This window comes from Streptomyces graminofaciens (genome assembly GCF_030294945.1).
GTDB lineage: Bacteria > Actinomycetota > Actinomycetes > Streptomycetales > Streptomycetaceae > Streptomyces > Streptomyces graminofaciens.
On sequence record NZ_AP018448.1, the window covers coordinates 7,462,695 to 7,484,324 of the forward strand.

Consider the following 21,630-nt stretch of genomic DNA (forward strand, 5'->3'; position numbering starts at 1 on the left):
CACGGGGCTCGGCGGAGGGCGGTTACGGGCGGTAGCGTAGGCACCGCCGTACCCGCCCGTACCCCCGACCGCACCCGACAAGAACCGGAGTCAGCGACGTGGCCGTCCTCCTGTTCCTGCTCATCGCCGTGGCCCTGACCGCCGCCGTGCTGGGCCCCCGCGCCCTGCTGAGGGCGGCCTGGTCGGAACGGGAACCGGTGGTGGCGCTCTGGGCATGGCAGTGCCTGGTGGCCACGGCGTTGCTGAGCTGCCTGGCCGCCCTGGTCCTGGGCGCGGCGGCGGTCTTCGAGACGGTCCGCACGCACGCCTTCGCTCCCGCGCCCCCGGCCGTCACCGCGGCGTACGACCTGACGGCCGCGCCGCGCTGGACGGCCGTACTGACCCTGCTGCTGGCCTGCGGGGCGGCGTGGAGTGGCGCGATGCTGGTCAGGGAGCTGGTCGAGGCCGGCCGCCGACGCCACCTGCGCCGGGCGCACCTGCGTGAGCGGGCCCCCGACCTCCCGGCGGGCCTGCCGCAGCCGAAGGGCCCGTTGCTGGTCCTGGAGGACGAGTACCCCGACGCCTGGTTGATGCACGGCACGCCACCCCAACTGGTCGTGACGACAGGCGCGTTGGCCAAACTGAGCGACCGTCAGCTGGACGCGGTACTGGCCCATGAACTCGGCCACGCCCGCGCCCGCCACGACTGGCTCCTCCACCTCTCCACGGCCCTAGCCACGGGTTTCCCCCGCATCCCCCTCTTCGCCCACTTCGCCGACCAGACCCACCGCCTGGTCGAACTGGCAGCCGACGACACGGCGTCCCGCCGCTGCGGCCACCTCACGACGGCCCTGGCCCTGATCGAGCTGAACCAACACCGAGGCGTCCTGACCTGCGCGAACACCCGCCGCCTCCTGGGCGACCGAGTGGAACGCCTGCTGGAGCCCCCGCCCCGCCTGGACCGAGTCCGCCGCACGGCAACGACAGCTGCCGCAGGCCTCCTGGCCCTCGTCCCCCTCCTCATCGCGTTCGCACCGGCGCTGGGGACGCTGTGATGGAGTCGAGCAGCAGCTCGGCGTCCACATAAGGGGATTCGCGCGTCGGGTTGGACCACCAGCGCAGTGGCCAGGTGTTCCCCTCCAGGGCCGGGATGCCGACGAAGGTGACGGTACGGATGTTCGTCATCCCGAAGCGGTGCACGCCGAGCGGCCACTCGTGCCGCTGCACCGACCCCGGCGGCACCAGGAAGTACAGCCACCGGTTCCCCGTCACCTCGTACACGATCGGCCCGGCGTCCCCGTCCGCCGCGTCGATGAGCCGCCACGCGACGGCCCGTCCGCGATCGCCCTCGATCCGCACGGCGTCGAAGTGCACGCCGATCACCCGGAGCCGGTGTCCTGACATTGGGACCCAGTGGGGTCGCTGAATTGCGCTGGTCATGGTCACACGGTGGCGATGGGAGGGCTACGCTCGGTAGTGACTGAGGTGATACACGCCGAGGTGTATCGGTCGGAGGTGCGCGCTGTGTCGGGCCAGTACAACTCCAATTCACAACCGCCGGTTGCCTGGCGGTACGGCGGCAACCAGATGAAGCGCTGGCGCACGAAGGCGAACGTGAGTCGGGAGGAGCTGGCGGAGGCCGCGAACTACTCGCCGGACACGATCAAGTCGATGGAGCAGGGGGTGCGGATGCCGACCCCGAGAGCGCTCGATGTGGCGGACGAGTTGTGCAGGGCGGAGGGGTTGCTGAGTGCGGCCAAGGACTACTTGCAGAGGGAGAAGTACCCCGCGCGGGCGCAGGACTTCATGCTGCGTGAGAGGGAAGCGATCAGTCGGTGGTCGTACGAGGTGGCGTTGGTGCCGGGGTTGTTGCAGACGGAGGGGTACGCCAGGACCCTGATCGAGAGCCGCTATCCACCCCTGGACGAGGCGACGGTAAAGGAACGGATCGCGGCACGTCTGGAGAGGCAGAGCATTCTTACGGAGCGAAAGCCGCCGGTGGCCTTGAGCTTCGTGCTCTATGAGGCGGTGCTGCGCAGTCCCCAGGTGAACGCTGAGCAGCTGCACCGCTTCCTGGATGCGGGGCGCCTGCGGAACGTCCTGCTGCAGGTGCTGCCTTTCGAACGAGCCATCAGCGCGGCGCTCTTGGGGCCGATGGTGGTGCTGGAGACGCATGACCACGAGCGGTTCGTCTTCACGGAGGGCCCGTTCGCCAGCGAACTCACGGCCGACCCGGAGATTGTCAGCCGTGTGACCGAGCGACTTAGCATGATCCGCGCGCAGGCCCTCAGCCCCGCTGAATCGGCCCGTTTCATCGAGCGGATGGTGGATGAGTGATGAAGTGGTTCAAGTCGACCTACAGCGACGACGAAGGGGGCGACTGCGTCGAAGTCGCCTTCTCCACCGCTCACTTGACGGTGCACGTCCGCGACTCCAAAAACCCAACCGGCCCCACCCTCACCCTCGCCGCCCCCGCCTGGAACGCCTTCATCTCCGCAGGTCAGCCCGGAGCTTGAGCCCCGGGACCCGAGCTCTTCCATGGGGTTTCCAAGATTCTGGGCTGGGTGAAAAACCAACCCAACCAACCCTGTCTGTACGTGAGTTGAAGGGGCGTAACTCGAACGGGTGACGTTCCGTGATCGACTTGCTTCGGAACGTGAAGCCACTCTAGGTTCGCGGCAACCGACCAAATAGATCGGCCCCGGCCGGTGCGCCAACACCAGTGCCAGGGCCTAGACCTACGCATCGAAGAGGAAGTTCGATCGTGGCTTACGCGCAGCCTAGTCCTGCCCTGCCTTCCCCGTCCCACCCGATGGCCAAAACGGGTTACGGAAAGCGTTCCGTGGGTGACGAAGACCCGCACGCGGACCCGGACTTCGCACACCTGAGCCCTCGCGACGCCGAGATTGCCGTCTTCATCGACCACCTCGAAGACGGTCACGCCATGAGCCAGAAGGCGATCGCGGAGGCACACCCCCGCTACGGCCAGCAAGCCGTGCGCACCTCGACGGGGCGCCTCGTCCACGCCGGCCATCTGCGCTGGATCAGGGAGCACCTCACGATCGAGGGCAACTCGATGCGGTGGGTGACGCGGACGTACTGGTCGCGTATGCCCAGGCCGGTGGAGTGGTGGGCGAACTTCGCGCGGGAGCGCGACGGCAGGGACGTGACGGAGCACTACCAGTCGGGACTGGCCCGGATCGAGGAGAACGGGCCCGCCGACGAGGCGCACGAAGAACCGGCCCAGGAGGCCGAGCCCGCCGAGCCCGTTGACGCTGAGCCCGCCGCCCCTGAGCCCGGCACCGCCTATCAGACCCTCGCCGAACTCCGCTCCGCAGACGCCCGTATGCCGCTGTCCGACGCGGACTGCCACTCGCTCGAATCCCTCGTCACGGAATGGCTGTCGCGTGGTGCGACGCCGCACGACGTCACCAAGGCCCTGACCGACGGTCTGCCGTCCTCCGTGACCAACCCGGGCGGATTCGCCCGCAAACGATTGGAGAACAAGATGCCCCCGATGAAGCCGAAGCGCGCGAAGGTCAGGCAGAAGGCCGCCGGACGTCGCGCCCGTGTCGACCGAGTGATCATGATCTGCGGTATGTGCGAGGCCGACGAACGAACGGTCGAGCTCGTCAACGGGCTGTGCCGTGAGTGCCTGGCGTTGTGCGAAGCCGAGGGGCCGATGCCGGTGTACAGCTTCGTCCCGGACACGTTCCTCCCCGCCCCGCGCGACGGCGGCCTGCCGGGCGCCGACGAGGTCGTGGACGTCACGGCCCGGGTGGAGGAGCTGCGCCGAGCGGCGGGCGTGGGGCGCTGGAAGTGACGCGGCCCGCACACCACGAGCGGGGCGGTCCTCCTGTGGGAGACCCGCCGGAAGGGAGGGACGTATGAGCGTGCAGGACGTGCCGGTCAGGGCACCATGGAGTCGAGGAGGCGACGCCATGACCCCCAGGACCGAGCACCGGCCACAGATGTCCGTCGAGGAGTTCGAGGAGCTGGAACGCCATGCCCCGGAGACCGTGTGGCTGGAGTTCATCAATGGAAGGGTCGTGGTCAAGCCCATGGCGGACGGCAACCATCGCGAGATGATCGCATGGCTGCAGCGGGTGTGCATGCAGCATCGCCCTGATCTTTGGCTGCACCCGGAGAGTGGCCTCAAGACGGAGCGTTACCGCAAGGGGCGCGCCCGTGCCGATGGGGTTCTTGTGCGTGTGGGCGGTCTCAAGGGGCAAGGCGAGTGGTCGGAGGCCGACAGCGCGCTGATGGCAGTGGAGGTCACGTCGTACGACTCCGATACGCACCAGCGTGACCGAATCGAGAAGCCCGACGGTTACGCCGCCGCAGGCATTCCCGTCTACCTCCTCATCGACCGTGACGACGGCTCGGTCGTGGTGTTCAACCAGCCGGAGGGCGGGCGGTACCGGCACGAGGAGAAGCTGCCCTTCGGAGCCACCGTCAAGCTCCCCGACCCGGTGAACATCACCCTCGACACCGAGCCCCTCAAGGAGTTCGTGGACTGAGCCGACCCCGGCCCCGGGGTGGCCACCTACACCCCCACCGAGGGTGATCGAGTCGTCGCCGTACGTCAATTGGCGGGCTCTTGTCCGGCCCCTGTACATCCGCTGCACAGGCCCTAACCGGCGGAACGCGAATCTGGAGTCACTTCCACCGCACAAGAAGCGGAGGCAAGTAACACCCCGCATTCGCACAGGAGTTAGCGATGACCCGCAAGAACCGCATACGCGCCGCCATCGTCACTGCCACCGCCCTCGCCACCGTCGGTACCGTCACCGCCGGCGTCAGCATGGCCGGAGCCGAGCACCACGCGCCGAAGAAGCCGAAGAAGGCTTCCGAGAAGCAGATCGCCGCGCTGTTCGACGGCTGGAACAAGTCCCTGCGGACCGGCGACGCCAAGAAGGTCGCCGACCGGTACGCCAAGGACGCGGTGCTCCTCCCGACCGTTTCGAACAAGGTCCGCACCGACCGCGCCGGGATCGTCGACTACTTCGAGCACTTCCTCGCCAACAAGCCGGTCGGCAAGAAGATCGAGACCCACATCAACATCCTCGACAGCAACTCAGCCCTCGACGCCGGTGTGTACGAGTTCACACTCACCGACCCGAAGACGGGCAAGAAGCGCGTCGTCGAGGCCCGCTACACCTACGAGTACGAGAAGCGGAACGGCGTGTGGAAGATCGTCAACCACCACTCCTCCGCGATGCCCGAGGGCTGATCACCGACACCGGCCTCCACAGCCGTGGCTGAGCCGACCACCCCCCGGCTCAGCCCCCTTCCCCGGCGCTCAGCCCCCCGCGTGCCGCGCCGCACGCAGCGTGAGCGCCACGCACAACCCGCCCCCGGGCGCGTCCCGCAGGGTCACGGTGCCGCCGTCGTCCGTCACCAGTTGCTTGACGACGGCGAGCCCGAGGCCCGAACCGGACTTCCCGGTGAGGCCCTGGCCGCGCCAGAAGCGGTCGAAGGCGCGGGACTTCTCGGCATCCGACATGCCGGGCCCCTCGTCCAGCAGCGACAGCTCCACCTCGTCGCCCCGGGCGTCCACCCGAACCGTGATCATGCCGCCGTCCGGCGACACCTCCAAAGCGTTCGAGAGCACGTTGTCCAGGACCTGGTCCAGATGACCGGGACTGGCCAGCACAAGCAGCCGGCCGTCGGCACTCCCCCTGAGCGTGATGGTGACTCCACGCTCGTCGGCGGCCGGCCTCCACACGTCCAGCCGCTCCTGGATGACGTCCCGGAGCGTCAGCGGTTCCGCCGCCGTCACCTTCGCCTCGGCCCGCGCCAGCACCAGCAGGCCGTTGACCAGGCGGCTCATCCGGACCACCTCGGCCGTGGCCTGCTCCACGTCCTCCCGTACGAACTCGTCGTCCGTCCCGTCCGCGATGTTGTCCAGGGACAGCCGCAGAGCGGTCAACGGCGTGCGGAGCTGGTGCGAGGCGTCGGCCACGAAGATGCGCTGCGAGGCGATCAGGGTGTCCAGGCGCTCACCGGCCTGGTTCAGCGTGCGGGCCAGGGTCTGGGTCTCCTGGGGGCCCGTCACGGGGGAACGGGCCGTCAGGTCCCCGTCGCTGAGCTTGCTCGCCATCTCGTTGAGCTGGAGGAGGGGGCGGGTGAGGCGGCGGGCCACGAAGACGCCGATGACGGCCGCCGCCCCGAGGACGAGGACGGCCAGCGCGGCCCGGAAGCCCCAGATCGTCCAGAGGCGGGTGGTGAGGTCGTCGGTGGAGAACACGACGCGTACGGCGCCGACCACCTCGTCCGCCCCCGCCGCGCGGGCGGGGACCGTGACCACCAGGTGCTTGCCCCAGATGAAGTCCGAGCCCCAGTCCTCTGTCTTCTTGCCGTCCCGCAGCGCCTTGGTCAGCGCCGAGTCCTGGGCGGGCGCGTCCAGGCCTTTCGCCGTGCACCCGTTGGTGGCGGTCACCTGGACCGTGATCTCGTCGCGGTCGTACGCCTTGGCCATACGGGTCAGGGCCGCGCAGGACGCTTCGTCGCCGTTGCCCAGCAGCTTGGCCATGGTCTTGGCCTCGCGCCCGACCGAGTTGACGGTGTCACCCCGCAGCTGCGCGGTCAGCGTGAACGCCACCGGCACGGTGAACAGCGCGATCGCGACGGCGACAAGGAGGACGTAACTGCGGAGCAGCTGACGGATCATGACGCGCCGGAGCCCTCACTGCCGGCGCCGCCCGCCCCCGCGCTCTCGTTCACGATGAGCCGGAACCCCACCCCCCGCACCGCCTCGATCGTGATCGCCCCCGCCAGCTTCCGCCGCAGTGCCGCCACATGCACATCGAGCGTCTTCGTCGGGCCGAACCAGTTCGCGTCCCAGACGGCCTCCATGATCTGCTCGCGCGACATCAGCGCGCCCGGCTCCTCGGTGAGGAAGGCCAGCAGGTCGTACTCCTTGGGGGCCAGCGCCACCTCCGTGCCGTCCAGGTGGACGCGCGCGGCCTTGCGGTCGACGGTGAGCCGGTCGCCGTAGCGGTCGGGGCCGGCCGGGGGAGCGTCGGCGGCGCGCGGCTGCACGCGGCGCATCACCGCCCTTATCCGGGCGATGACCTCGCGTACGCCGAAGGGCTTGGAGACGTAGTCGTCGGCGCCCAGCTCCAGACCGACCACCCGGTCCGTCTCGTCGCTGCGCGCGCTGATCACGATGATCGGCACAGCACTGCGGTCCCGCAGCGACTTGCAGACGTCGAGGCCGTCGGTGTCGGGCAGGCCGAGGTCGAGCAGCACGACGTCGTACGGCTCCTCGTACGAGAGCGCCGCGCCGCCCGTCGACACCCATTCCACCTCGAAGCCGTATCGCAGCAGCCCACGCCGGAGCGACTCGGCGACCGGCTCGTCGTCTTCCACCAGAAGTACGCGCACGGGCCGACCTTAATACTTGAAAGTTGCGCTTCCGCTTGGATCGGTGGCTCTCGTGTGACTCGGGGCACTTTTCCGCACTGTCGCAGACTGTTCGGTGACGGTGTGGGCAGAGACGTTCCCGGAGCGGTCGGATGTCCGGGCGAGAAGCCGGGTGAAAACCGGGGGACGTCCGGAGAAAACCCAGGTGATCAAGGGGTGAGCGGGACATCTCACCATGCGGTACCAGGGGAGGGCATTTCGACCGCTCGTTAGACTGAGCCGACCGCAGTACGTGTGTATGTGCGGAACAGGACTGAACCGAGCGAGGAGCGCACGTGGGCCTTGTCGTGCAGAAGTACGGAGGTTCCTCCGTAGCCGATGCCGAGGGCATCAAGCGCGTCGCCAAGCGAATCGTGGAAGCGAAGAAGAACGGCCACCAGGTGGTCGTCGTCGTTTCCGCGATGGGCGACACGACGGACGAGCTGATCGATCTCGCCGAGCAGGTATCGCCGATTCCTGCCGGACGCGAGTTCGACATGCTGCTGACCGCCGGAGAGCGGATCTCCATGGCACTGCTGGCCATGGCGATCAAAAACCTGGGCCACGAGGCCCAGTCGTTCACCGGCAGCCAGGCAGGCGTCATCACCGACTCGGTCCACAACAAAGCCCGGATCATCGACGTCACGCCCGGTCGGATCCGTACGGCGCTGGACGAGGGCAACATCGCGATCGTCGCCGGGTTCCAGGGCGTCAGCGCGGACAGCAAGGACATCACGACCCTCGGTCGTGGCGGGTCGGACACGACCGCCGTCGCGCTGGCCGCCGCGCTCGACGCCGAGGTCTGTGAGATCTACACCGACGTCGACGGCGTCTTCACCGCCGACCCGCGGGTCGTGAAGAAGGCGAAGAAGATCGACTGGATCTCTTCCGAGGACATGCTCGAACTGGCCTCGTCCGGTTCGAAGGTGCTGCTCCACCGCTGTGTGGAGTACGCCCGCCGCTACAACATCCCGATCCACGTCCGCTCGTCCTTCTCCGGACTGCCGGGCACCTGGGTCAGCAACGAGAAGCCAGAGTCGCAAGGGGACCACAAGGTGGAGCACGCCATCATCTCCGGAGTCGCCCACGACGTCTCCGAGGCCAAGGTCACGGTCGTCGGCGTCCCGGACAAGCCGGGCGAGGCCGCCGCGATCTTCCGCGCCATCGCGGACGCCGAGGTCAACATCGACATGGTGGTGCAGAACGTCTCCGCCGTGACGACCGGTCTGACGGACATCTCCTTCACCCTCCCCAAGACCGAGGGCCGCAAGGCCATCGAGGCCCTGGAGAAGAACAAGGGCGCCATCGGCTTCGACTCGCTGCGCTACGACGACCAGATCGGCAAGATCTCCCTGGTCGGCGCCGGGATGAAGACCAACCCGGGAGTCACCGCCTCCTTCTTCGAGGCGCTCTCCGACGCGGGCGTGAACATCGAGCTGATCTCGACCTCCGAGATCCGCATCTCGGTCGTCACCCGCGCCGACGACGTCCCGAACGCCGTGCGTGCCGTGCACACGGCGTTCGGTCTCGACTCCGACAGCGACGAGGCCGTGGTCTACGGAGGCACCGGCCGATGAACGTCCGTTCCGCCCATGCCGGAGACCCCGGCCGTTGATGGCCGGGTCCGCCAAGGCGGTCGGGCCGACGCTCGCGGTCGTGGGTGCGACCGGGGCCGTCGGCACGGTCATGCTCCAGATCCTGTCCCACCGCGCGGACATCTGGGGCGAGATCCGTCTGATCGCCTCCCCGCGCTCGGCCGGCCGCAAGCTGGCCGTGCGCGGGAGGCAGGTCGAGGTCGTGGCCCTGTCGGAGGAAGCCTTCGACGGGGTCGACATCGCCCTGTTCGACGTACCGGACGAGGTGGCGGCCCACTGGGCGCCGATCGCCGTGTCCAAGGGCGCGGTCGTGGTGGACAACTCGGGCACCTTCCGGATGCACCCGGAGGTGCCCCTCGTGGTCCCCGAGGTCAACCCGCACGCCGTACGCGTCCGGCCGCGCGGCATCATCGCCAACCCCAACTGCACGACCCTCTCGATGATCGTGGCGCTCGGCGCACTGCACGCCGAGTTCGGGCTACGCGGGCTGGTGGCCTCCTCGTACCAGGCCGTGAGCGGCGCGGGCCGGGCCGGCGTGGAGACCCTGCGGCAGCAGATCGCCCTCGTCGCCGGTACGTCACTGGGGACCAACCCCGGAGACGTACGGCGGGCCGTGGGCGACAACACCGGGCCGTTCCCGGAGCCGGTGGCGTTGAACGTCGTGCCGTGGGCGGGTTCGTTGCGCGAGGACGGCTGGTCCTCGGAGGAGATGAAGGTGCGGGACGAGTCCCGCAAGATCCTCGGACTGCCGCGGCTGCCGGTCGCCGTGACCTGCGTACGGGTGCCCGTGGTCACCGCCCACTCGCTCACGCTCCACGCCCGCTTCGAGAGCGAGGTCACGGTCGCCAAGGCGCGTGAGATCCTCGCCACGGCGCCGGGGGTCGTGCTCTACGACGACCCGGGCGCGGGGGAGTTCCCCACTCCCGCCGATGTGGTCGGCACCGACCCGACCTGGGTCGGGCGGGTACGCCGGGCCCTCGACGATCCGACGGCGCTCGAACTCTTCGTGTGCGGCGACAATCTGCGCAAGGGTGCGGCTTTGAACACCGCGCAGATCGCGGAGTTGGTGGCGGCGGAGTCGGCGTAGACCGCTCTGCAGGACGCCCTGGGCGCCGTTGTCGGTGGTGGCGTGTAAGTTCTTCGAGTCGACGGTTCGTCCGTCGAAGGATTTCCGGGTTGATTCAGGCCTCCCGGTGATCGAGGATTTCCCTCCCCGTTCTCCGCAACCGCGCGGAGGACGGGGAGCGTCTTTAACGAGCGTCCTTCGGCGGGGCTGGGCGCAGCACACTTGGGGCATAGGGGAAGAGCTGGTACGCATGAGGGCGTTCGACGCGCTGCCCGGTTTCTGGCCGGTTGTGCCAACGGATGTACGGATCGTGCCAACAGATGCGCGGTCTGACGCAAAAGTGATGCCTGTCGCGTACAACCCCTACGGGGGGATGCGTGTCCAACAGGCGTGGCAGAGGTACTCGACTTCACTGCGGTACAGACGAGGGGCGCCGCCCTTCGTCCAGTCCGCCGTCCCCGCATGCCCGGTGCGCCCGGCGGCATGCCGGTGATCGCCCCCATGCCCGCTGCGCGGTCCACCCGCATCCCGAACCAGCGCGACGGCGCCGATGAGACGACCACGGCCGCCGGCACGACGGTCGACCATCTCACCGAGACCTATCGCGCTCACTACCGTTCACTTCTCGGTCTCGCGGCGCTCCTCCTCGACGACACGGCCTCCTGCGAGGACGTCGTCCAGGAGGCGTTCATCCGCGTGCACTCGGCGCGCAAACGCGTCCGTGACCCTGAGAAGACGCTCGCCTATCTGCGCCAGACGGTCGTGAACCTCTCACGCTCCGCGCTGCGCCGCCGCATACTCGGCCTGAAGCTGCTGTCGAAGCCGATGCCGGACATGGCGAGCGCCGAAGAGGGCGCGTACGACCAGCTGGAGCGCGACTCGCTGATCAAGGCGATGAAGGGGCTCCAGCGCCGTCAGCGCGAGGTCCTGGTGCTGCGCTACTTCGCGGACATGACCGAGGCCCAGGTCGCCGAGACGCTCGGGATATCCCTGGGCTCGGTCAAGGCGTACGGCTCCCGCGGCATCGCGGCCCTGCGCGTCGCCATGGAGGCGCCGGCATGAGCGGGGGCGGAGTCGGCAAGGGTGACGGGGCCGGTCGGGACGACGAGTTCGACCGGGACGACGCGGTCACCAGGGATGACGTGGTCACCAGTGACGACGCGGTCACCAGTGACGACGAGTTCGACCGGGACGACCCGGTCACCGGGGACGACGCGGTCACCGGCAACGACGCGGTCACCAGGGATGAGGCGTTCAGCAGGGACGACGAGTCCGGCGAGCGCGGCGAGGTCGGCGAGCGTGGCCAGGTCGGCAGCGGCGATGCGCGCGGCAAGGCGGGCGCGTTCGGTAAAGGGGACGCGTTCGGCAAGGGCCGGGACGACGGGATCAGTGGTCTCGCCGGGCTCGGTGGGACCTCCGGGTTCGTCGGGGCCTCAGGTCATTCCGGGCCTTCGGGTCTCTCCGGATCCTCAGGTCTCTCCGGGGCCTCGGGTCTCTCCGGATCCTCGGGCCGTTCGGGGCACTTGGGTGTCGCCGGGACCGACAAGCACGACGGACGCGCCTCGTGGGGGCGCGGGCGGAGCGAGCGCGTCGGGGGGCGCGCGCTCGACGAGCACGAAGAAACGCAATCGCACGCTGGGAACGGAACTGTGAATCACGGCCCCGACGGGTTCGACTCGGACGAACTGGCGCTGCGTAGTCTGCTGCACCAGACCGTGTCGGACATCGAGCCCCGAGACGGCACACTCGACCACCTACGACGCGCGGTACCGGCCCGCCGGGCGCGCAAGCGTCAGGCCGTCGTCGGCATGGCGGCCGCCGCGCTCTTCGTCGGCACGGCGATCCCCGCCCTCGTCCATGTCTCCAACTCCACCGGCTCCGACCCCAACCCCTCGGTGGTCGGCCACGGTTCGCAGACCCAGGGCAACGCCGGCCAGTCCAAGGGCCAGTCCGGCAGCGGCGGTTCGTCGGGTGGTGATTCCGGGGCCTCCAAGGGCTCCGGTAAGGACGCCGACAAGGACAAGGGCGACAAGGACAAGGGCCAGTCGACGGTGAACCCCGAGGTGACGGCGACGGCCGCGGGCGCCGCGGCGTGCACGGCCGAGCAGCTCGCCAGCGCCGGTTCCGGCGTCAGCGCCCCCGACTCCGTCGGCGCGGTCTACGGCTACTTCCGGGTGTCCAACACCTCCAGCAACATCTGTACGGTCGCCGGCGCGGGCGGTATGAGCCTCACGCCGGGGGGTGCCGCGGACCAGTCGAAGATCACCGTGGCGGACCATGTCGCGGGCGACGCGGCGAGCGGCCTTCCCGACCCGTCCCTCTCCGTCGCCCAGATGGAGCTGGCGCCGGGCGCCGCGTACGTGGTGCGGTTCGCCTGGGTGCCCTCGGAGGCCTGCCCCACCAGCAACAGCAGCGGCGGTACCAGCGGAGGCACGGACCCCTCGCCGGACCCGACGCCCACGGACGACGCCTCGGACAACGGCGGCACCGGCACGGACAGCGGCAACACGGTGTCGAGCCAGCTCATCATGGAGGACGGCGGCACGGCCGACGGCAGCGTCACCGTCTCCTACGCGGCGGAGGGCGGCGCGGCGGGCGCGGCGACCACGGTGGGCAACGCGTGCGCGGGCACGGTCTACCGGACGGGGCTGCTGCAGGCGACCTGACCGGGAACGCTTCGGCCGGCTGGGCGGCTGGGCGGCTGGGCGGCTGGGTGGCCGGGTGGCGGGCAGCGGGAACGCTTCGGGCGGCTGCGTGGCGGACAGCGGGAACGCTTCGGACCGGGGCTAGGTGGCGGGTTCCGTTTCCCGTGCCTGGCCCGCCTGGCCCGCCGCATCCTCCGCCAGACCTTCCGCCGGATTCTCGTCCGGGACCAGGCCCAGCTCCGCGTCCCGGACGAACTCCACCTCGCGGCGCAGCAGCCGGAACCACATGAACACCACGAAGCCGGCGAAGACGAACCACTCCCCGGTGTAGCCCAGGTTCTGGAACGCCTTCAGGTCCAGGCCCGTGTCCTGCGGCGCGGTCGCGGGCACGGCCTTCATCCCCGAGTCGGCCTTGTCCAGCGTGATCCAGGCGTCGTACAGCTTGTCCGGCACCAGGTTCACGAGCGCCGCCGCGCTGATCGTCCCGGCCTGACCGGCCGGGAGACCGCCCTGCGCGGTCACGCCGTTCGACCCCGGGGTCTCGGAGGCCTGCAGCGCGCCGGTCACGGTGACCTCGCCGGTGGGCGGCGCCGGGGCCCGGTCCGCGTCGGCGTCGCCGGGCAGCCAGCCCCGGACGACGGGCAGGGATTTGCCGTCGTCGGTGCGCAGCAGCGTCAGCACGTAGAACCCGCGCTTGCCGTCGAGACTGCGCTCCGGCACGAGCAACTGCTCCCCGTACCGTCCCGTCGCGATCGCCGGATCGCCCGAGGTCTCCTTGTCCACCGGCAGCAGCTCGTCCAGCGGACGCGCGGCCGGCCGCTTCGACGGGTCGGCCTGCTCGGTCGCGGCCCGGTGGTCCGCCATCCGGTCCTCGAACCGGCTCAGCTGCCAGGACCCCATGAACAGGCAGAAGGGGATGGCGAGCAGCACGAAGACGTTGATCCCCCACCATCGGGGCGTCAGCAGAAACCGGTACACGCCTTCAACCGTACGGTGCCGTCGGCGACGGGCGGGGCGCGGGGGTCCGTACCTCGCGTCCCCCTCTCAGTACCTCTCGACGAGGTGCTCCCGGCCGGCGGGCGGCTCGTACGGCTCGGGCCAGAAGTCGACGACGCCTGATATCAGGCCGCGCTCGTCACCCGTGAAGAAGGAGACGGCGTGCGTCTCCTCCGGCCCGACCGTGACACGCACCCAGGAGACGACCTGCCCCGGCTCCGCGACGATCCGCTCGATCCGGGCATGCCAGTCGCCCGGATACTCCCGGTTGAACCGGACGTACGTCTCCTTGCCGCGGATGCGTTCGCGTGTCTGCGGCAGTGTGTAGACGACGTCGTCGGCCAGTGTCTTGGCGAACGCGGCCCAGTCACGTGCCTCGGCCGCGGCCCAGAAGCTCTCGACGGTCTTGCGTAGATCCGTTACCGGTGTCATGGGGCGAGTGTGCACCCGGCCACTGACAATCGGGCCGGGTCGAGCAGCCGGAGGGGAGTTGTCCACAGGCTGGGGGCCTCGGCAGCGGGTTGTCGGTCGGGGCGGGCAGTATGGGGCCATGACTGACAGCAACGGGTCCAAGCCCCAAGCCGAGATGACGCCGGACCTCGACCACGGGCCGATGCCCGACTGGGAGAAGCGGTTCCGCGCCCCGAGGGTGTCCCTGCCGGACTGGGCGGAGGACGCCCCGCACCGCTCGCTGTTCGTCTCCAACGCCACGGGGACGTACGAGCTGTACGCGTGGGACCGTGCGACGGGCGAGCAGCGCCAGGTCACCGACCGGGCGAACGGCACGACGGACGGCGTGCTCTCGCCCGACGGCGAGTGGATCTGGTGGTTCGACGACAAGGACGGCGACGAGTTCGGCGTATGGCGCCGCCAGCCGTTCTCCGGCGGCCCGGACGAAGAGGCCACACCGGGCCTGGAGCCTTCGTACCCGGCGGGTCTGGCCATCGGCCGCGACGGCCGTACGGCGGTCGTCGGCCGCTCGACGGACGAGGACGGCTCGACGATCCACCTGTCCAGGTACGGCTCGGAGCCGGTCGAGATCTACCGTCACCGGGAGTCGGCCGGCGTCGGCGACCTCTCGCACGACGGCTCGCTCATCGCGATCGAGCACACCGAGCACGGCGACGCGATGCACTCGGCGCTGCGCGTGGTGCGGCCGGACGGTACGACGGTCGCCGAGCTCGACGACACCAAGGGCGGCACGGTCGAGCTGGGCCTGGAGGTGCTCGGCTTCGCTCCGCTCGACGGGGACACGAGGCTGCTCATCGGGCATCAGCGCGGTGGCCGCTGGGAGCCGCTGGTGTGGGACGTCGCGACGGGGGAGGAGACCGACCTCGGCCTCGCGGACCGGCTGGACGGCGATCTGAGCGCCGAGTGGTATCCGGACGGGTCCGCGCTGCTCGTCGTCCACGACTTCGAGGCCCGCAGCGATCTGTGGCGCTACGACCTGGCGTCGCGTCGTCTGGAGCGGGTGGAGACCCCGAAGGGCACGGTGTCGGGGGCCACGGCCCGGCCCGACGGCAGTGTGGAGTACCTGTGGTCGTCCGCCGCCGAGCCGCCGGTCGTCCGCTCCACGACGGGTGAGGTCGTGCTCGACCCGCCGGGCATGAAGAGCCCCGGTTCGGTGCCGGTGGAGGACGTGTGGGTGGAGAGCCCCGGCGGCCGGGTCCACGCCCTGGTGCAGCGCCCGGCGGGCGTCGAGGGCCCCTGCCCCACGGTCTTCGACATCCACGGCGGCCCGACCTGGCACGACAGCGACGCGTTCGCGGCGGCACCGGCGGCCTGGCTCGACCACGGGTACGCGGTGATCCGCATCAACTACCGGGGCTCGACGGGCTACGGCCGCGCCTGGACCGACGCGCTGAAGCACCGGGTCGGCCTCATCGAGCTGGAGGACATCGAGGCGGTCCGGGAGTGGGCGGTGACGTCCGGCCTCGCGGACCCCGAGCGCCTGATCCTCACCGGTGGCTCCTGGGGCGGCTATCTGACCCTGCTCGGGCTCGGCACGCGGCCGGACGCGTGGACCCTGGGGATCGCGGCGGTTCCGGTAGCGGACTACGTCACGGCGTACCACGACGAGATGGAGGCACTGAAGGCGATGGACCGCACGTTGCTGGGGGGTACGCCGGAGGAGGTGCCCGAGCGGTTCGAGGCGTCGTCCCCGCTGACGTACGTCGACGCGGTCAAGGCTCCCGTCTACATCTCGGCCGGCGTGAACGACCCCCGCTGCCCGATCCGGCAGATCGACAACTACGTCGACAGGCTGGCGGCCAGGGAGGCGGTGCACGAGGTGTACCGCTATGACGCCGGGCACGGCTCGCTGGTGGTGGACGAGCGGATCAAGCAGCTGAGGCTTGAACTGGAGTTCGCGGAGCGACACCTGGGGCTCCGCGGCTAGCGGCAGTTCGCCCCCGCGCCCGTGTTGTTGTCATCACGGGCACTGTCATCAGGTGCGCTGTCATCAGGTGCGCTGTCATCAGGGGCGCGGGGAACTGCGCGACAAGCCCCCACCGGCCCGCAGCCATCAAACCGGCCGGGGTCTGGGGGCGCAGCCCCCGGCTCGTGGATGGGACGGGTAGGGGCGGCGGGGGCGAGAACCTCCCCTCGCGCATCGGCGCATCGGCGCATCGGCGCATCGGCGCATCGGCGGGGCGGCGGGGCGGCGGGGCGAGAACCTCCTCCCCCCGCACCGGTGCGGTTGCGGGGGCGGGACCTCCCCTCGCACCCCCACCGGCATGGCTACGCCGTCCGAGCCCGGCGCCCCAACAACTCCGCCAGCCCCCGCCGCGTCGCCGCCAGCACCACCCGGTCCTCGGCCCGCAGTACGTACGTCGGCGGCAGATCCCACACCAGTCCCGAGGCCCGCTGCTCGCCGGGGTCGCCGGCCGCGGCCGCGGCCGTGTCCAGCGCCAGCACCCGCCACGCCCCGGCCCGAAACGACTCCGCCACCGTCCGCCCCTCCAGCCGCGGATGCCCCCGCACCTCCACCGCCGCGAACAGCAGCACCCGCCGCTCCACCGGAATCGCCCCCAGGATCTGCCGCCCCACCATCGCCCCGGCGAACGCGGGCGCGGCCAGATGCGTCACGCTCCGGCTCCGGGTGAGGGCCTGCGGGTGCGCGGCACGCAGGGTGCGGTACACGGCGGTGGCGAAGTCGTCGTCGTAGAGGCGCAGGACGACACGCAGATCGGGGCGTACGGAACGGGCGTACAGCCCCGCTTCCAGGTTCGTCGTGTCGGAGCTGGTCACCGCCAGCAGCGCGTGCGCCCGATGGATCTTCGCGGCCTCCAGCACACCCTCCTGGGTCACATCCCCCAGCACCACCGGCACCCGGAGCCGCCGCGCCTCCGCCAGCCCGCGCGCCTCGGGGTCGGCCTCGACGCACACCACGGGGATGTGCAGCTCCCGCAGCCGTGCCAGCACCCGCGTACCGATCTTGCCGAGGCCGAGCAGGACGACGTGCCCGGACAGCCCGCGCGGCGGCTTCCGCAGCGCGGATCCGCTGCGGAACGTACCCAGCGCCTCCAGCACGGCGGCCAGCAGCACCGGCAGCAGCAGCAACCCCATCAGCCCGGACAGCAGTTGCAGGATCTGCCGGGAGTCGGAGTCGGTGCCCTCGGTCGCGGGGTCGTTGATGGCGAAGAGGTCGAGCAGAGTGAGATACGTGGCCCGCAGCGGATGCTCCCCGGTCGCGATCATCTGCGCGACGGCGAGCGCGAACACACACCCCACGAGACCCGCGAGCGACCACCGCAGCCGCCGCGAGAAGAGCGATCCGAACGAGCCGAGAAACCCGAGCGACCCGCCCCCGCGCCGACTCGGCGGCAGGGCCGGCCCCGCGTACCGCACGGTCTCCAGTACGACCGTGCCGCGTCCGCCCGCGGCCGCCACCGCCCGCTCGTCGGGCAGGAGTTGGGGCCCGCGCTCCCCGTCCCGTTCGGAACCGTCGGCTCCGGCGGGGTCGTTGGTCGTGGCCGACAGCAGCGCGAGCGTGTAGAGCCCGGAGTCCTGGGCGTCGCGTTGCCCGGCACGCCCCGGTGGGCGTTCCACCGCGCGCAGCATCAGCCCGTCCGTCTGGACAACCTTGCTGGTCCCGGCGACGGCGGTGGCGGCCAGCGCGGGCGCGGCGGTGTCGGCGTCGGAGAGGACGGTGGTGGAGGCACCGCCCCAGTCGATGGCATCGCCCCCGTCGGTGGTGGTGCCGCCCGTGGCCAACGCCGCCGCCTGGTCGAGGAGTTCCTCGATGTGCTGTCCCAACCGCCGGTTGTAGAGCCGGAGGACGAGCCGCAGCCGGGGGTTGAGACGCCGGGCGGTGAGGGCGGCCCGGATGTTGGTCTCGTCATCGTCGTACACGAGCGCGAGCGCGGCGGCCCGCTCCACCCCGGCCTCGGCGAGTACGGCCTCGGTCGCCTCGGCGGCCTCCAGCAGCCGCTCGCCGATGCGCTCGCTGCTCCGCTCACCGCCTCGTTCGCCGCCTCGTTCGCCGCCGCGGTCGCCACCCGCCGGATCGCCGTTGCCGGCGGCCCGGTTGACCGCCGCGGACACCAGGTCGAGGAGCGCGGCGGCCCGGGCCCGCCCCACCACCGGCCGCTGGGCGACCCGGGCGGCGGCCGGTACGACGAGGGTCACCTGCTCGCCGTACACGGTGCGTAGTTCGGAGGAGAGGCGGTGCGCCAGCCCGTCGTCACCGCAGACGACCATGTGCGCGCCGGAATCTCTCTGCCCTGATGGTCCCGCCTGCCCTGGCCGTCCCGCCTGTCCTGGCCGTCCCGCCTGTCCAGTCTGTCCCGCCCTGCCCGCCGGGCTGTTCTGGCCACTGTGCTGCGAAGGGATCCCCACAAGGCAGAAGAGTGCCCCACCGGCAATCCCGGTTCCACCGGCGCCCGCGCCGGGGCGTACGCAAGTGCCGGACACCGCCGGACAACTGACGGACAACTGACGGAAAACCGCCGCTAATCGTGACCCGCGTCACAACTGGGGGAGTGAGTGTGACCACGGATGGACATCCGTACTCAAGAGGGACGGGATGGGTGCGCTACCCGGATGCGAGGATGGGGCGCCATGACAGCAGGCTGGTGTTCTCGCACGGTGCGGGCCGCGGTGTTCGCGGCCGTCTGCGTGCTGCTCGCCGCCCTGGGACACGTCACGATGTCCGGCAGCCCGGTGCCCTGGTGGGCGATGGCCGCCGGAGCCGCCGCGACCGGTGCCGTGGGCTGGTCCCTGGCCGGCCGCGAGCGCGGGCTCCCGCTGATCGTGTCGGTCGTGGTCACGGCCCAGACCGCACTGCACTCGGGCTTCTCGTTCGCGCAGTCGGCGACGACGGCGTCCACGACTCGCATGACGTCCACAACTCCCATGGCAGGCATGCCTGTTGTGGACCCGACGCACAGCAATCACGCCGGTTCCACGGCTGCGCACCACATGGGCCACATGGATCACACAGTCCAGGTGAGTTCCATGGACGGCATGGACCACGCCGGGTTCCTCCCGGGTGGCGGCTCGTCGTCGTCCGGCATGCTCGCCGCCCACTTGCTGGCCGCGCTCCTGTGCGGTCTATGGCTGGCGTACGGGGAGTGCGCCGCTTTCCGCCTGCTGCGGGCCGTCGCCGGATGGCTGGCCGCGCCCCTGCGGCTGCCGCTCGCGGTGCCCGCGGCACCCCACCGCCCGCGCCGCCGGGTGAGCCGCCGCTCGGACCGGGCGCCGCGACAGTTCCTGCTCGTCCACGCGATCACTTCTCGGGGTCCGCCCGCGGGGACCGCTGTCAGCTGACGACAGCCGGTGACCCGAGGCGGCCCGTACGGCCGGTACACGCCTCGGGATCCGGTCGTACGCCGTCGCGCACCCCTCGCGGTACGCGCGCCGTACGGCCACCCTCCCTGCCACCGGGCTCGCCGCGCGCACCTTCGCGCCGACGGCGGTCCGGATCCCGGACGATCCGAGAAGGACACCAGGTGATCACTCCTACCCTGACCGCGGCGCGTGACGACCACGACCAACGCGCCGAACGGGAGAGTCGCGACGCGTCGATAACCGAGTGGGCCCTCGCGGCCCGCGGCGGCGACCCGGCGGCGGTCGAGCGGTTCGTCGGCGCCCTGCACCGCGATGTCCAGCGCTTCGTCGCGCATCTCTGCGCCGACCCCCAGGCGGTCGACGACCTGGCGCAGGACACGTTCCTGCGCGCGCTCGGCAGCCTGCACCGGTTCGAGGGCCGCTGCTCGGCTCGTACGTGGCTGCTGTCCATCGCCCGCCGAGCGGTGACCGACAGCTTCCGGCACGCGGCGTCCCGGCCCCGCCTGTCCGACGTACCGGACTGGCGGCTGGCCGTCGAGCGGTCCCAGCCGCACGGGCTGCCCGGCTTCGACGACGGTATCGCTCTGGCCGACCTGCTGGGCGCCCTGCCCGGGGAGCGGCGGGAGGCGTTCGTGCTCACGCAGGTGCTGGGTCTGTCGTACGAGGACGTGGCGCGGCTCACGGGCTGCCCCGTCGGCACGATCCGCTCCCGAGTGGCCCGCGCACGGGCGACGTTGCTGGAGTCGGTGAGGGAGGCGGAGGGGGAGGCGGAGGGGGTGGCGGAGGGGGAGGCGGCGTGACGGGAGCGCCGTGCGTTTTGAGCGGGTTGCGTCGGAGGTTGCGTCGGCGGGTGCGGGTGCGGGTGCGGGTGCGGGTGCGGGTGCGGGTGCGGGTGCGGGTGCGGGTGCGGCTGCGGTTGCTGGGCGTGGGCGTGGGCGTGGGCGTGGGCGAAAAACCTCACGCCCCTCACAACTCACCGCCCGCCCCCAACCCCCTCCTCGTGCTCACAGGCATCCTCCACCCCGTACGCCGCCCACGCAGGAAACGGATCCTCACCACCCCCGCCGACCACCTCACCACTCCTCACCAGGCACGCCCCCAGCGCCTCCCGCAACACATCCCCCCGCAACCCGACCCCGATGAACACAAGCTCCTGCGCGTACGACGCCTCCGCATCCCGCACCGCGGACGGCTCGAACCGCGCCACAGCCCCCGCCTGCGACCACAACCCGACGACCCGAGGCCGACTGGCCAGCGTGAAGAACCCCTTGGACCGCAGCACCTGCCCGAACGCCCCACTGTCGAGCCCCTCGGTCACAAAGTCCCACAGCCGCCCGGGATGGAACGCCAACTCGGAGCGGAAGACGGCCGACGAGATCCCGTACTCCTCGGTCTCCGGCACATGGTCCCCGTTGAGCTCCCGCACCCACCCCGGCGCCTGCTGGGCCCGGTCGAGGTCGAACAACCCGGTGCCGAGCACGTCCGCGACCCGTACCCGACCGTGCTGGGCCGGAACGATCCGTGCGGCCGGGTTGAGCCGCGCAAGCGCCGCCCCCAGCCGTTCGGCGGTGGCCGTGTCGACCAGGTCGAGCTTGTTCAGGACGATGACATCGGCGAACTCGATCTGGTCCATCAGCAGATCGCTGACGGTGCGCTCGTCGTCCTCGTACTGATCGAGCCCCCGCTCCACCAGCTCGTCACCACCCGCCAGTTCGGGCAGGAAGTTCGCGGCGTCGACGACCGTGACCATCGTGTCGAGCCGCGCGAGATCGCCGAGCGTGGCCCCGTCGTCGCGCGCGAAGGCGAACGTGGCCGCGACGGGCATGGGTTCTGAGATCCCGCTGCTCTCGATGAGGAGGTAGTCGAAACGACCCTCCCGGGCCAGCCTGTCCACCTCCTCCAGCAGATCGTCCCGCAGGGTGCAGCAGATGCACCCGTTGGTCAGCTCGACCAGCCGCTCCTCGGTCCGCGACAGCGCCGCCTCGCCGCCGCGCACCAGAGCGGCGTCGATGTTGATCTCGCTCATGTCGTTGACGATGACCGCCACCCGCAACCCCTCGCGGTTCGCGAGAACATGGTTGAGCAGGGTGGTCTTGCCCGCTCCGAGAAACCCGGAGAGGACGGTGACGGGCAGCCGTTCACGACCCATGGT

The 21,630-nt window shown here is 70.7% G+C and carries 20 protein-coding genes; 13 read left to right on the forward strand and 7 right to left on the reverse strand.

The features are described from left to right. Window positions 1-98: 98 nt before the first annotated feature. Window positions 99-1,034 (forward strand): M56 family metallopeptidase, encoded by a 936-nt coding sequence (locus SGFS_RS32730; RefSeq protein ID WP_286255644.1) that lies wholly within the window; start codon window positions 99-101, stop codon window positions 1,032-1,034. On the opposite strand, the gene SGFS_RS32735 is transcribed toward SGFS_RS32730, so the two are convergent. Beyond that, window positions 1,000-1,362 carry a hypothetical protein gene (locus SGFS_RS32735; RefSeq protein WP_350284032.1) on the reverse strand — a complete coding sequence of 121 codons (363 nt, stop codon included), beginning with the start codon at window positions 1,360-1,362 and terminating at the stop codon, window positions 1,000-1,002. The two genes, SGFS_RS32730 and SGFS_RS32735, sit on opposite strands and share 35 nt — an antisense overlap. A 204-nt stretch (window positions 1,363-1,566) precedes the next feature. Here SGFS_RS32735 and SGFS_RS32740 point away from each other — a divergent pair, with 204 nt between their 5' ends. The 5 genes from SGFS_RS32740 (at window position 1,567) to SGFS_RS32760 (ending at window position 5,212) form a co-directional block, all read left to right on the forward strand. Continuing rightward, window positions 1,567-2,316 (forward strand): helix-turn-helix domain-containing protein, encoded by a 750-nt coding sequence (locus SGFS_RS32740; RefSeq protein ID WP_434028222.1) that lies wholly within the window; start codon window positions 1,567-1,569, stop codon window positions 2,314-2,316. Next, on the forward strand, window positions 2,316-2,495 hold the full coding sequence (locus SGFS_RS32745) for a DUF397 domain-containing protein (protein ID WP_286255648.1): 180 nt from the start codon (window positions 2,316-2,318) through the stop codon (window positions 2,493-2,495). Before SGFS_RS32740 ends, SGFS_RS32745 begins: the two co-directional genes overlap by 1 nt. Window positions 2,496-2,821: 326 nt before the next feature. Further along, the gene (locus SGFS_RS32750) at window positions 2,822-3,802 is read left to right on the forward strand and encodes a hypothetical protein (RefSeq protein WP_350284033.1); all 981 of its coding nucleotides are present in this window, start codon (window positions 2,822-2,824) and stop codon (window positions 3,800-3,802) included. A 118-nt stretch (window positions 3,803-3,920) separates the two neighbouring features. Then, window positions 3,921-4,499, forward strand: coding sequence for a Uma2 family endonuclease (locus SGFS_RS32755; protein WP_286255649.1), 579 nt, complete (start codon window positions 3,921-3,923; stop codon window positions 4,497-4,499). 200 nt (window positions 4,500-4,699) lie between these two features. Then, complete coding sequence (locus SGFS_RS32760) at window positions 4,700-5,212, forward strand: SgcJ/EcaC family oxidoreductase (RefSeq protein ID WP_286255650.1); 513 nt, start codon at window positions 4,700-4,702, stop codon at window positions 5,210-5,212. 69 nt (window positions 5,213-5,281) lie between these two features. Here SGFS_RS32760 and SGFS_RS32765 read toward each other — a convergent pair whose 3' ends face one another. Together SGFS_RS32765 and SGFS_RS32770 are read right to left on the reverse strand one after the other, a co-directional pair. Further along, window positions 5,282-6,652 carry a sensor histidine kinase gene (locus tag SGFS_RS32765; RefSeq protein WP_286255651.1) on the reverse strand — a complete coding sequence of 457 codons (1,371 nt, stop codon included), beginning with the start codon at window positions 6,650-6,652 and terminating at the stop codon, window positions 5,282-5,284. After that, window positions 6,649-7,368 carry a response regulator transcription factor gene (locus SGFS_RS32770; protein WP_286255653.1) on the reverse strand — a complete coding sequence of 240 codons (720 nt, stop codon included), beginning with the start codon at window positions 7,366-7,368 and terminating at the stop codon, window positions 6,649-6,651. The genes SGFS_RS32765 and SGFS_RS32770 overlap by 4 nt, the downstream gene beginning before the upstream one ends. Window positions 7,369-7,682: 314 nt before the next feature. Between SGFS_RS32770 and SGFS_RS32775 the strand changes: the two genes are divergently transcribed. From SGFS_RS32775 to SGFS_RS32790, 4 genes are all read left to right on the forward strand, one after another. Further along, complete coding sequence (locus tag SGFS_RS32775; protein ID WP_286255655.1) at window positions 7,683-8,963, forward strand: aspartate kinase; 1,281 nt, start codon at window positions 7,683-7,685, stop codon at window positions 8,961-8,963. Between the two features lie 37 nt (window positions 8,964-9,000). After that, window positions 9,001-10,068 (forward strand): aspartate-semialdehyde dehydrogenase, encoded by a 1,068-nt coding sequence (locus SGFS_RS32780; protein ID WP_286255656.1) that lies wholly within the window; start codon window positions 9,001-9,003, stop codon window positions 10,066-10,068. Between the two features lie 441 nt (window positions 10,069-10,509). Then, entirely contained in the window at window positions 10,510-11,109 is a 600-nt protein-coding gene (locus SGFS_RS32785) for a SigE family RNA polymerase sigma factor (RefSeq protein WP_286255658.1), read from the forward strand. Continuing rightward, the gene (locus SGFS_RS32790) at window positions 11,106-12,713 is read left to right on the forward strand and encodes a hypothetical protein (protein WP_286255659.1); all 1,608 of its coding nucleotides are present in this window, start codon (window positions 11,106-11,108) and stop codon (window positions 12,711-12,713) included. Before SGFS_RS32785 ends, SGFS_RS32790 begins: the two co-directional genes overlap by 4 nt. A gap of 120 nt (window positions 12,714-12,833) precedes the next feature. On the opposite strand, the gene SGFS_RS32795 is transcribed toward SGFS_RS32790, so the two are convergent. Both SGFS_RS32795 and SGFS_RS32800 read right to left on the reverse strand, forming a co-directional pair. Then, window positions 12,834-13,670 (reverse strand): SURF1 family protein, encoded by an 837-nt coding sequence (locus tag SGFS_RS32795; RefSeq protein ID WP_286255660.1) that lies wholly within the window; start codon window positions 13,668-13,670, stop codon window positions 12,834-12,836. A gap of 66 nt (window positions 13,671-13,736) precedes the next feature. Further along, a complete protein-coding gene (locus tag SGFS_RS32800; RefSeq protein WP_286255661.1) occupies window positions 13,737-14,120 on the reverse strand; it encodes a nuclear transport factor 2 family protein in 384 nt (127 codons plus the stop codon). A gap of 118 nt (window positions 14,121-14,238) precedes the next feature. Between SGFS_RS32800 and SGFS_RS32805 the strand changes: the two genes are divergently transcribed. Continuing rightward, window positions 14,239-16,086 (forward strand): S9 family peptidase, encoded by a 1,848-nt coding sequence (locus tag SGFS_RS32805; protein WP_286255662.1) that lies wholly within the window; start codon window positions 14,239-14,241, stop codon window positions 16,084-16,086. Between the two features lie 341 nt (window positions 16,087-16,427). Here the strand turns inward: SGFS_RS32805 and SGFS_RS32810 are convergent, their stop codons facing one another. Next, the gene (locus SGFS_RS32810; protein WP_286255663.1) at window positions 16,428-18,389 is read right to left on the reverse strand and encodes an NAD-binding protein; all 1,962 of its coding nucleotides are present in this window, start codon (window positions 18,387-18,389) and stop codon (window positions 16,428-16,430) included. Window positions 18,390-18,749: 360 nt separating this feature from the next. On the opposite strand from SGFS_RS32810, the gene SGFS_RS32815 reads away from it, so the two are divergent. Then, on the forward strand, window positions 18,750-19,457 hold the full coding sequence (locus SGFS_RS32815; protein WP_286255664.1) for a hypothetical protein: 708 nt from the start codon (window positions 18,750-18,752) through the stop codon (window positions 19,455-19,457). 182 nt (window positions 19,458-19,639) lie between these two features. Continuing rightward, window positions 19,640-20,278 carry a sigma-70 family RNA polymerase sigma factor gene (locus SGFS_RS32820; RefSeq protein WP_434028096.1) on the forward strand — a complete coding sequence of 213 codons (639 nt, stop codon included), beginning with the start codon at window positions 19,640-19,642 and terminating at the stop codon, window positions 20,276-20,278. Between the two features lie 173 nt (window positions 20,279-20,451). Here SGFS_RS32820 and SGFS_RS32825 read toward each other — a convergent pair whose 3' ends face one another. Then, the gene (locus tag SGFS_RS32825) at window positions 20,452-21,627 is read right to left on the reverse strand and encodes a GTP-binding protein (RefSeq protein ID WP_286260175.1); all 1,176 of its coding nucleotides are present in this window, start codon (window positions 21,625-21,627) and stop codon (window positions 20,452-20,454) included. Between the last annotated feature and the right edge of the window lie 3 nt (window positions 21,628-21,630).

Bases quoted from the DNA above. Each gene is read 5' to 3' on its own strand.
- SGFS_RS32740 (WP_434028222.1), top strand. From the start codon at position 1,567: ATGAAGCGCTGGCGCACGAAGGCGAACGTGAGTCGGGAGGAGCTGGCG.
- SGFS_RS32745 (WP_286255648.1), top strand. From the start codon at position 2,316: ATGAAGTGGTTCAAGTCGACCTACAGCGACGACGAAGGGGGCGACTGC.
- SGFS_RS32755 (WP_286255649.1), top strand. From the start codon at position 3,921: ATGACCCCCAGGACCGAGCACCGGCCACAGATGTCCGTCGAGGAGTTC.
- SGFS_RS32760 (WP_286255650.1), top strand. From the start codon at position 4,700: ATGACCCGCAAGAACCGCATACGCGCCGCCATCGTCACTGCCACCGCC.
- SGFS_RS32765 (WP_286255651.1), bottom strand. From the start codon at position 6,652: ATGATCCGTCAGCTGCTCCGCAGTTACGTCCTCCTTGTCGCCGTCGCG.
- SGFS_RS32780 (WP_286255656.1), top strand. From the start codon at position 9,001: ATGGCCGGGTCCGCCAAGGCGGTCGGGCCGACGCTCGCGGTCGTGGGT.
- SGFS_RS32785 (WP_286255658.1), top strand. From the start codon at position 10,510: ATGCCCGGTGCGCCCGGCGGCATGCCGGTGATCGCCCCCATGCCCGCT.
- SGFS_RS32790 (WP_286255659.1), top strand. From the start codon at position 11,106: ATGAGCGGGGGCGGAGTCGGCAAGGGTGACGGGGCCGGTCGGGACGAC.
- SGFS_RS32800 (WP_286255661.1), bottom strand. From the start codon at position 14,120: ATGACACCGGTAACGGATCTACGCAAGACCGTCGAGAGCTTCTGGGCC.
- SGFS_RS32805 (WP_286255662.1), top strand. From the start codon at position 14,239: ATGACTGACAGCAACGGGTCCAAGCCCCAAGCCGAGATGACGCCGGAC.
- SGFS_RS32810 (WP_286255663.1), bottom strand. From the start codon at position 18,389: ATGGTCGTCTGCGGTGACGACGGGCTGGCGCACCGCCTCTCCTCCGAA.
- SGFS_RS32815 (WP_286255664.1), top strand. From the start codon at position 18,750: ATGACAGCAGGCTGGTGTTCTCGCACGGTGCGGGCCGCGGTGTTCGCG.
- SGFS_RS32825 (WP_286260175.1), bottom strand. From the start codon at position 21,627: ATGGGTCGTGAACGGCTGCCCGTCACCGTCCTCTCCGGGTTTCTCGGA.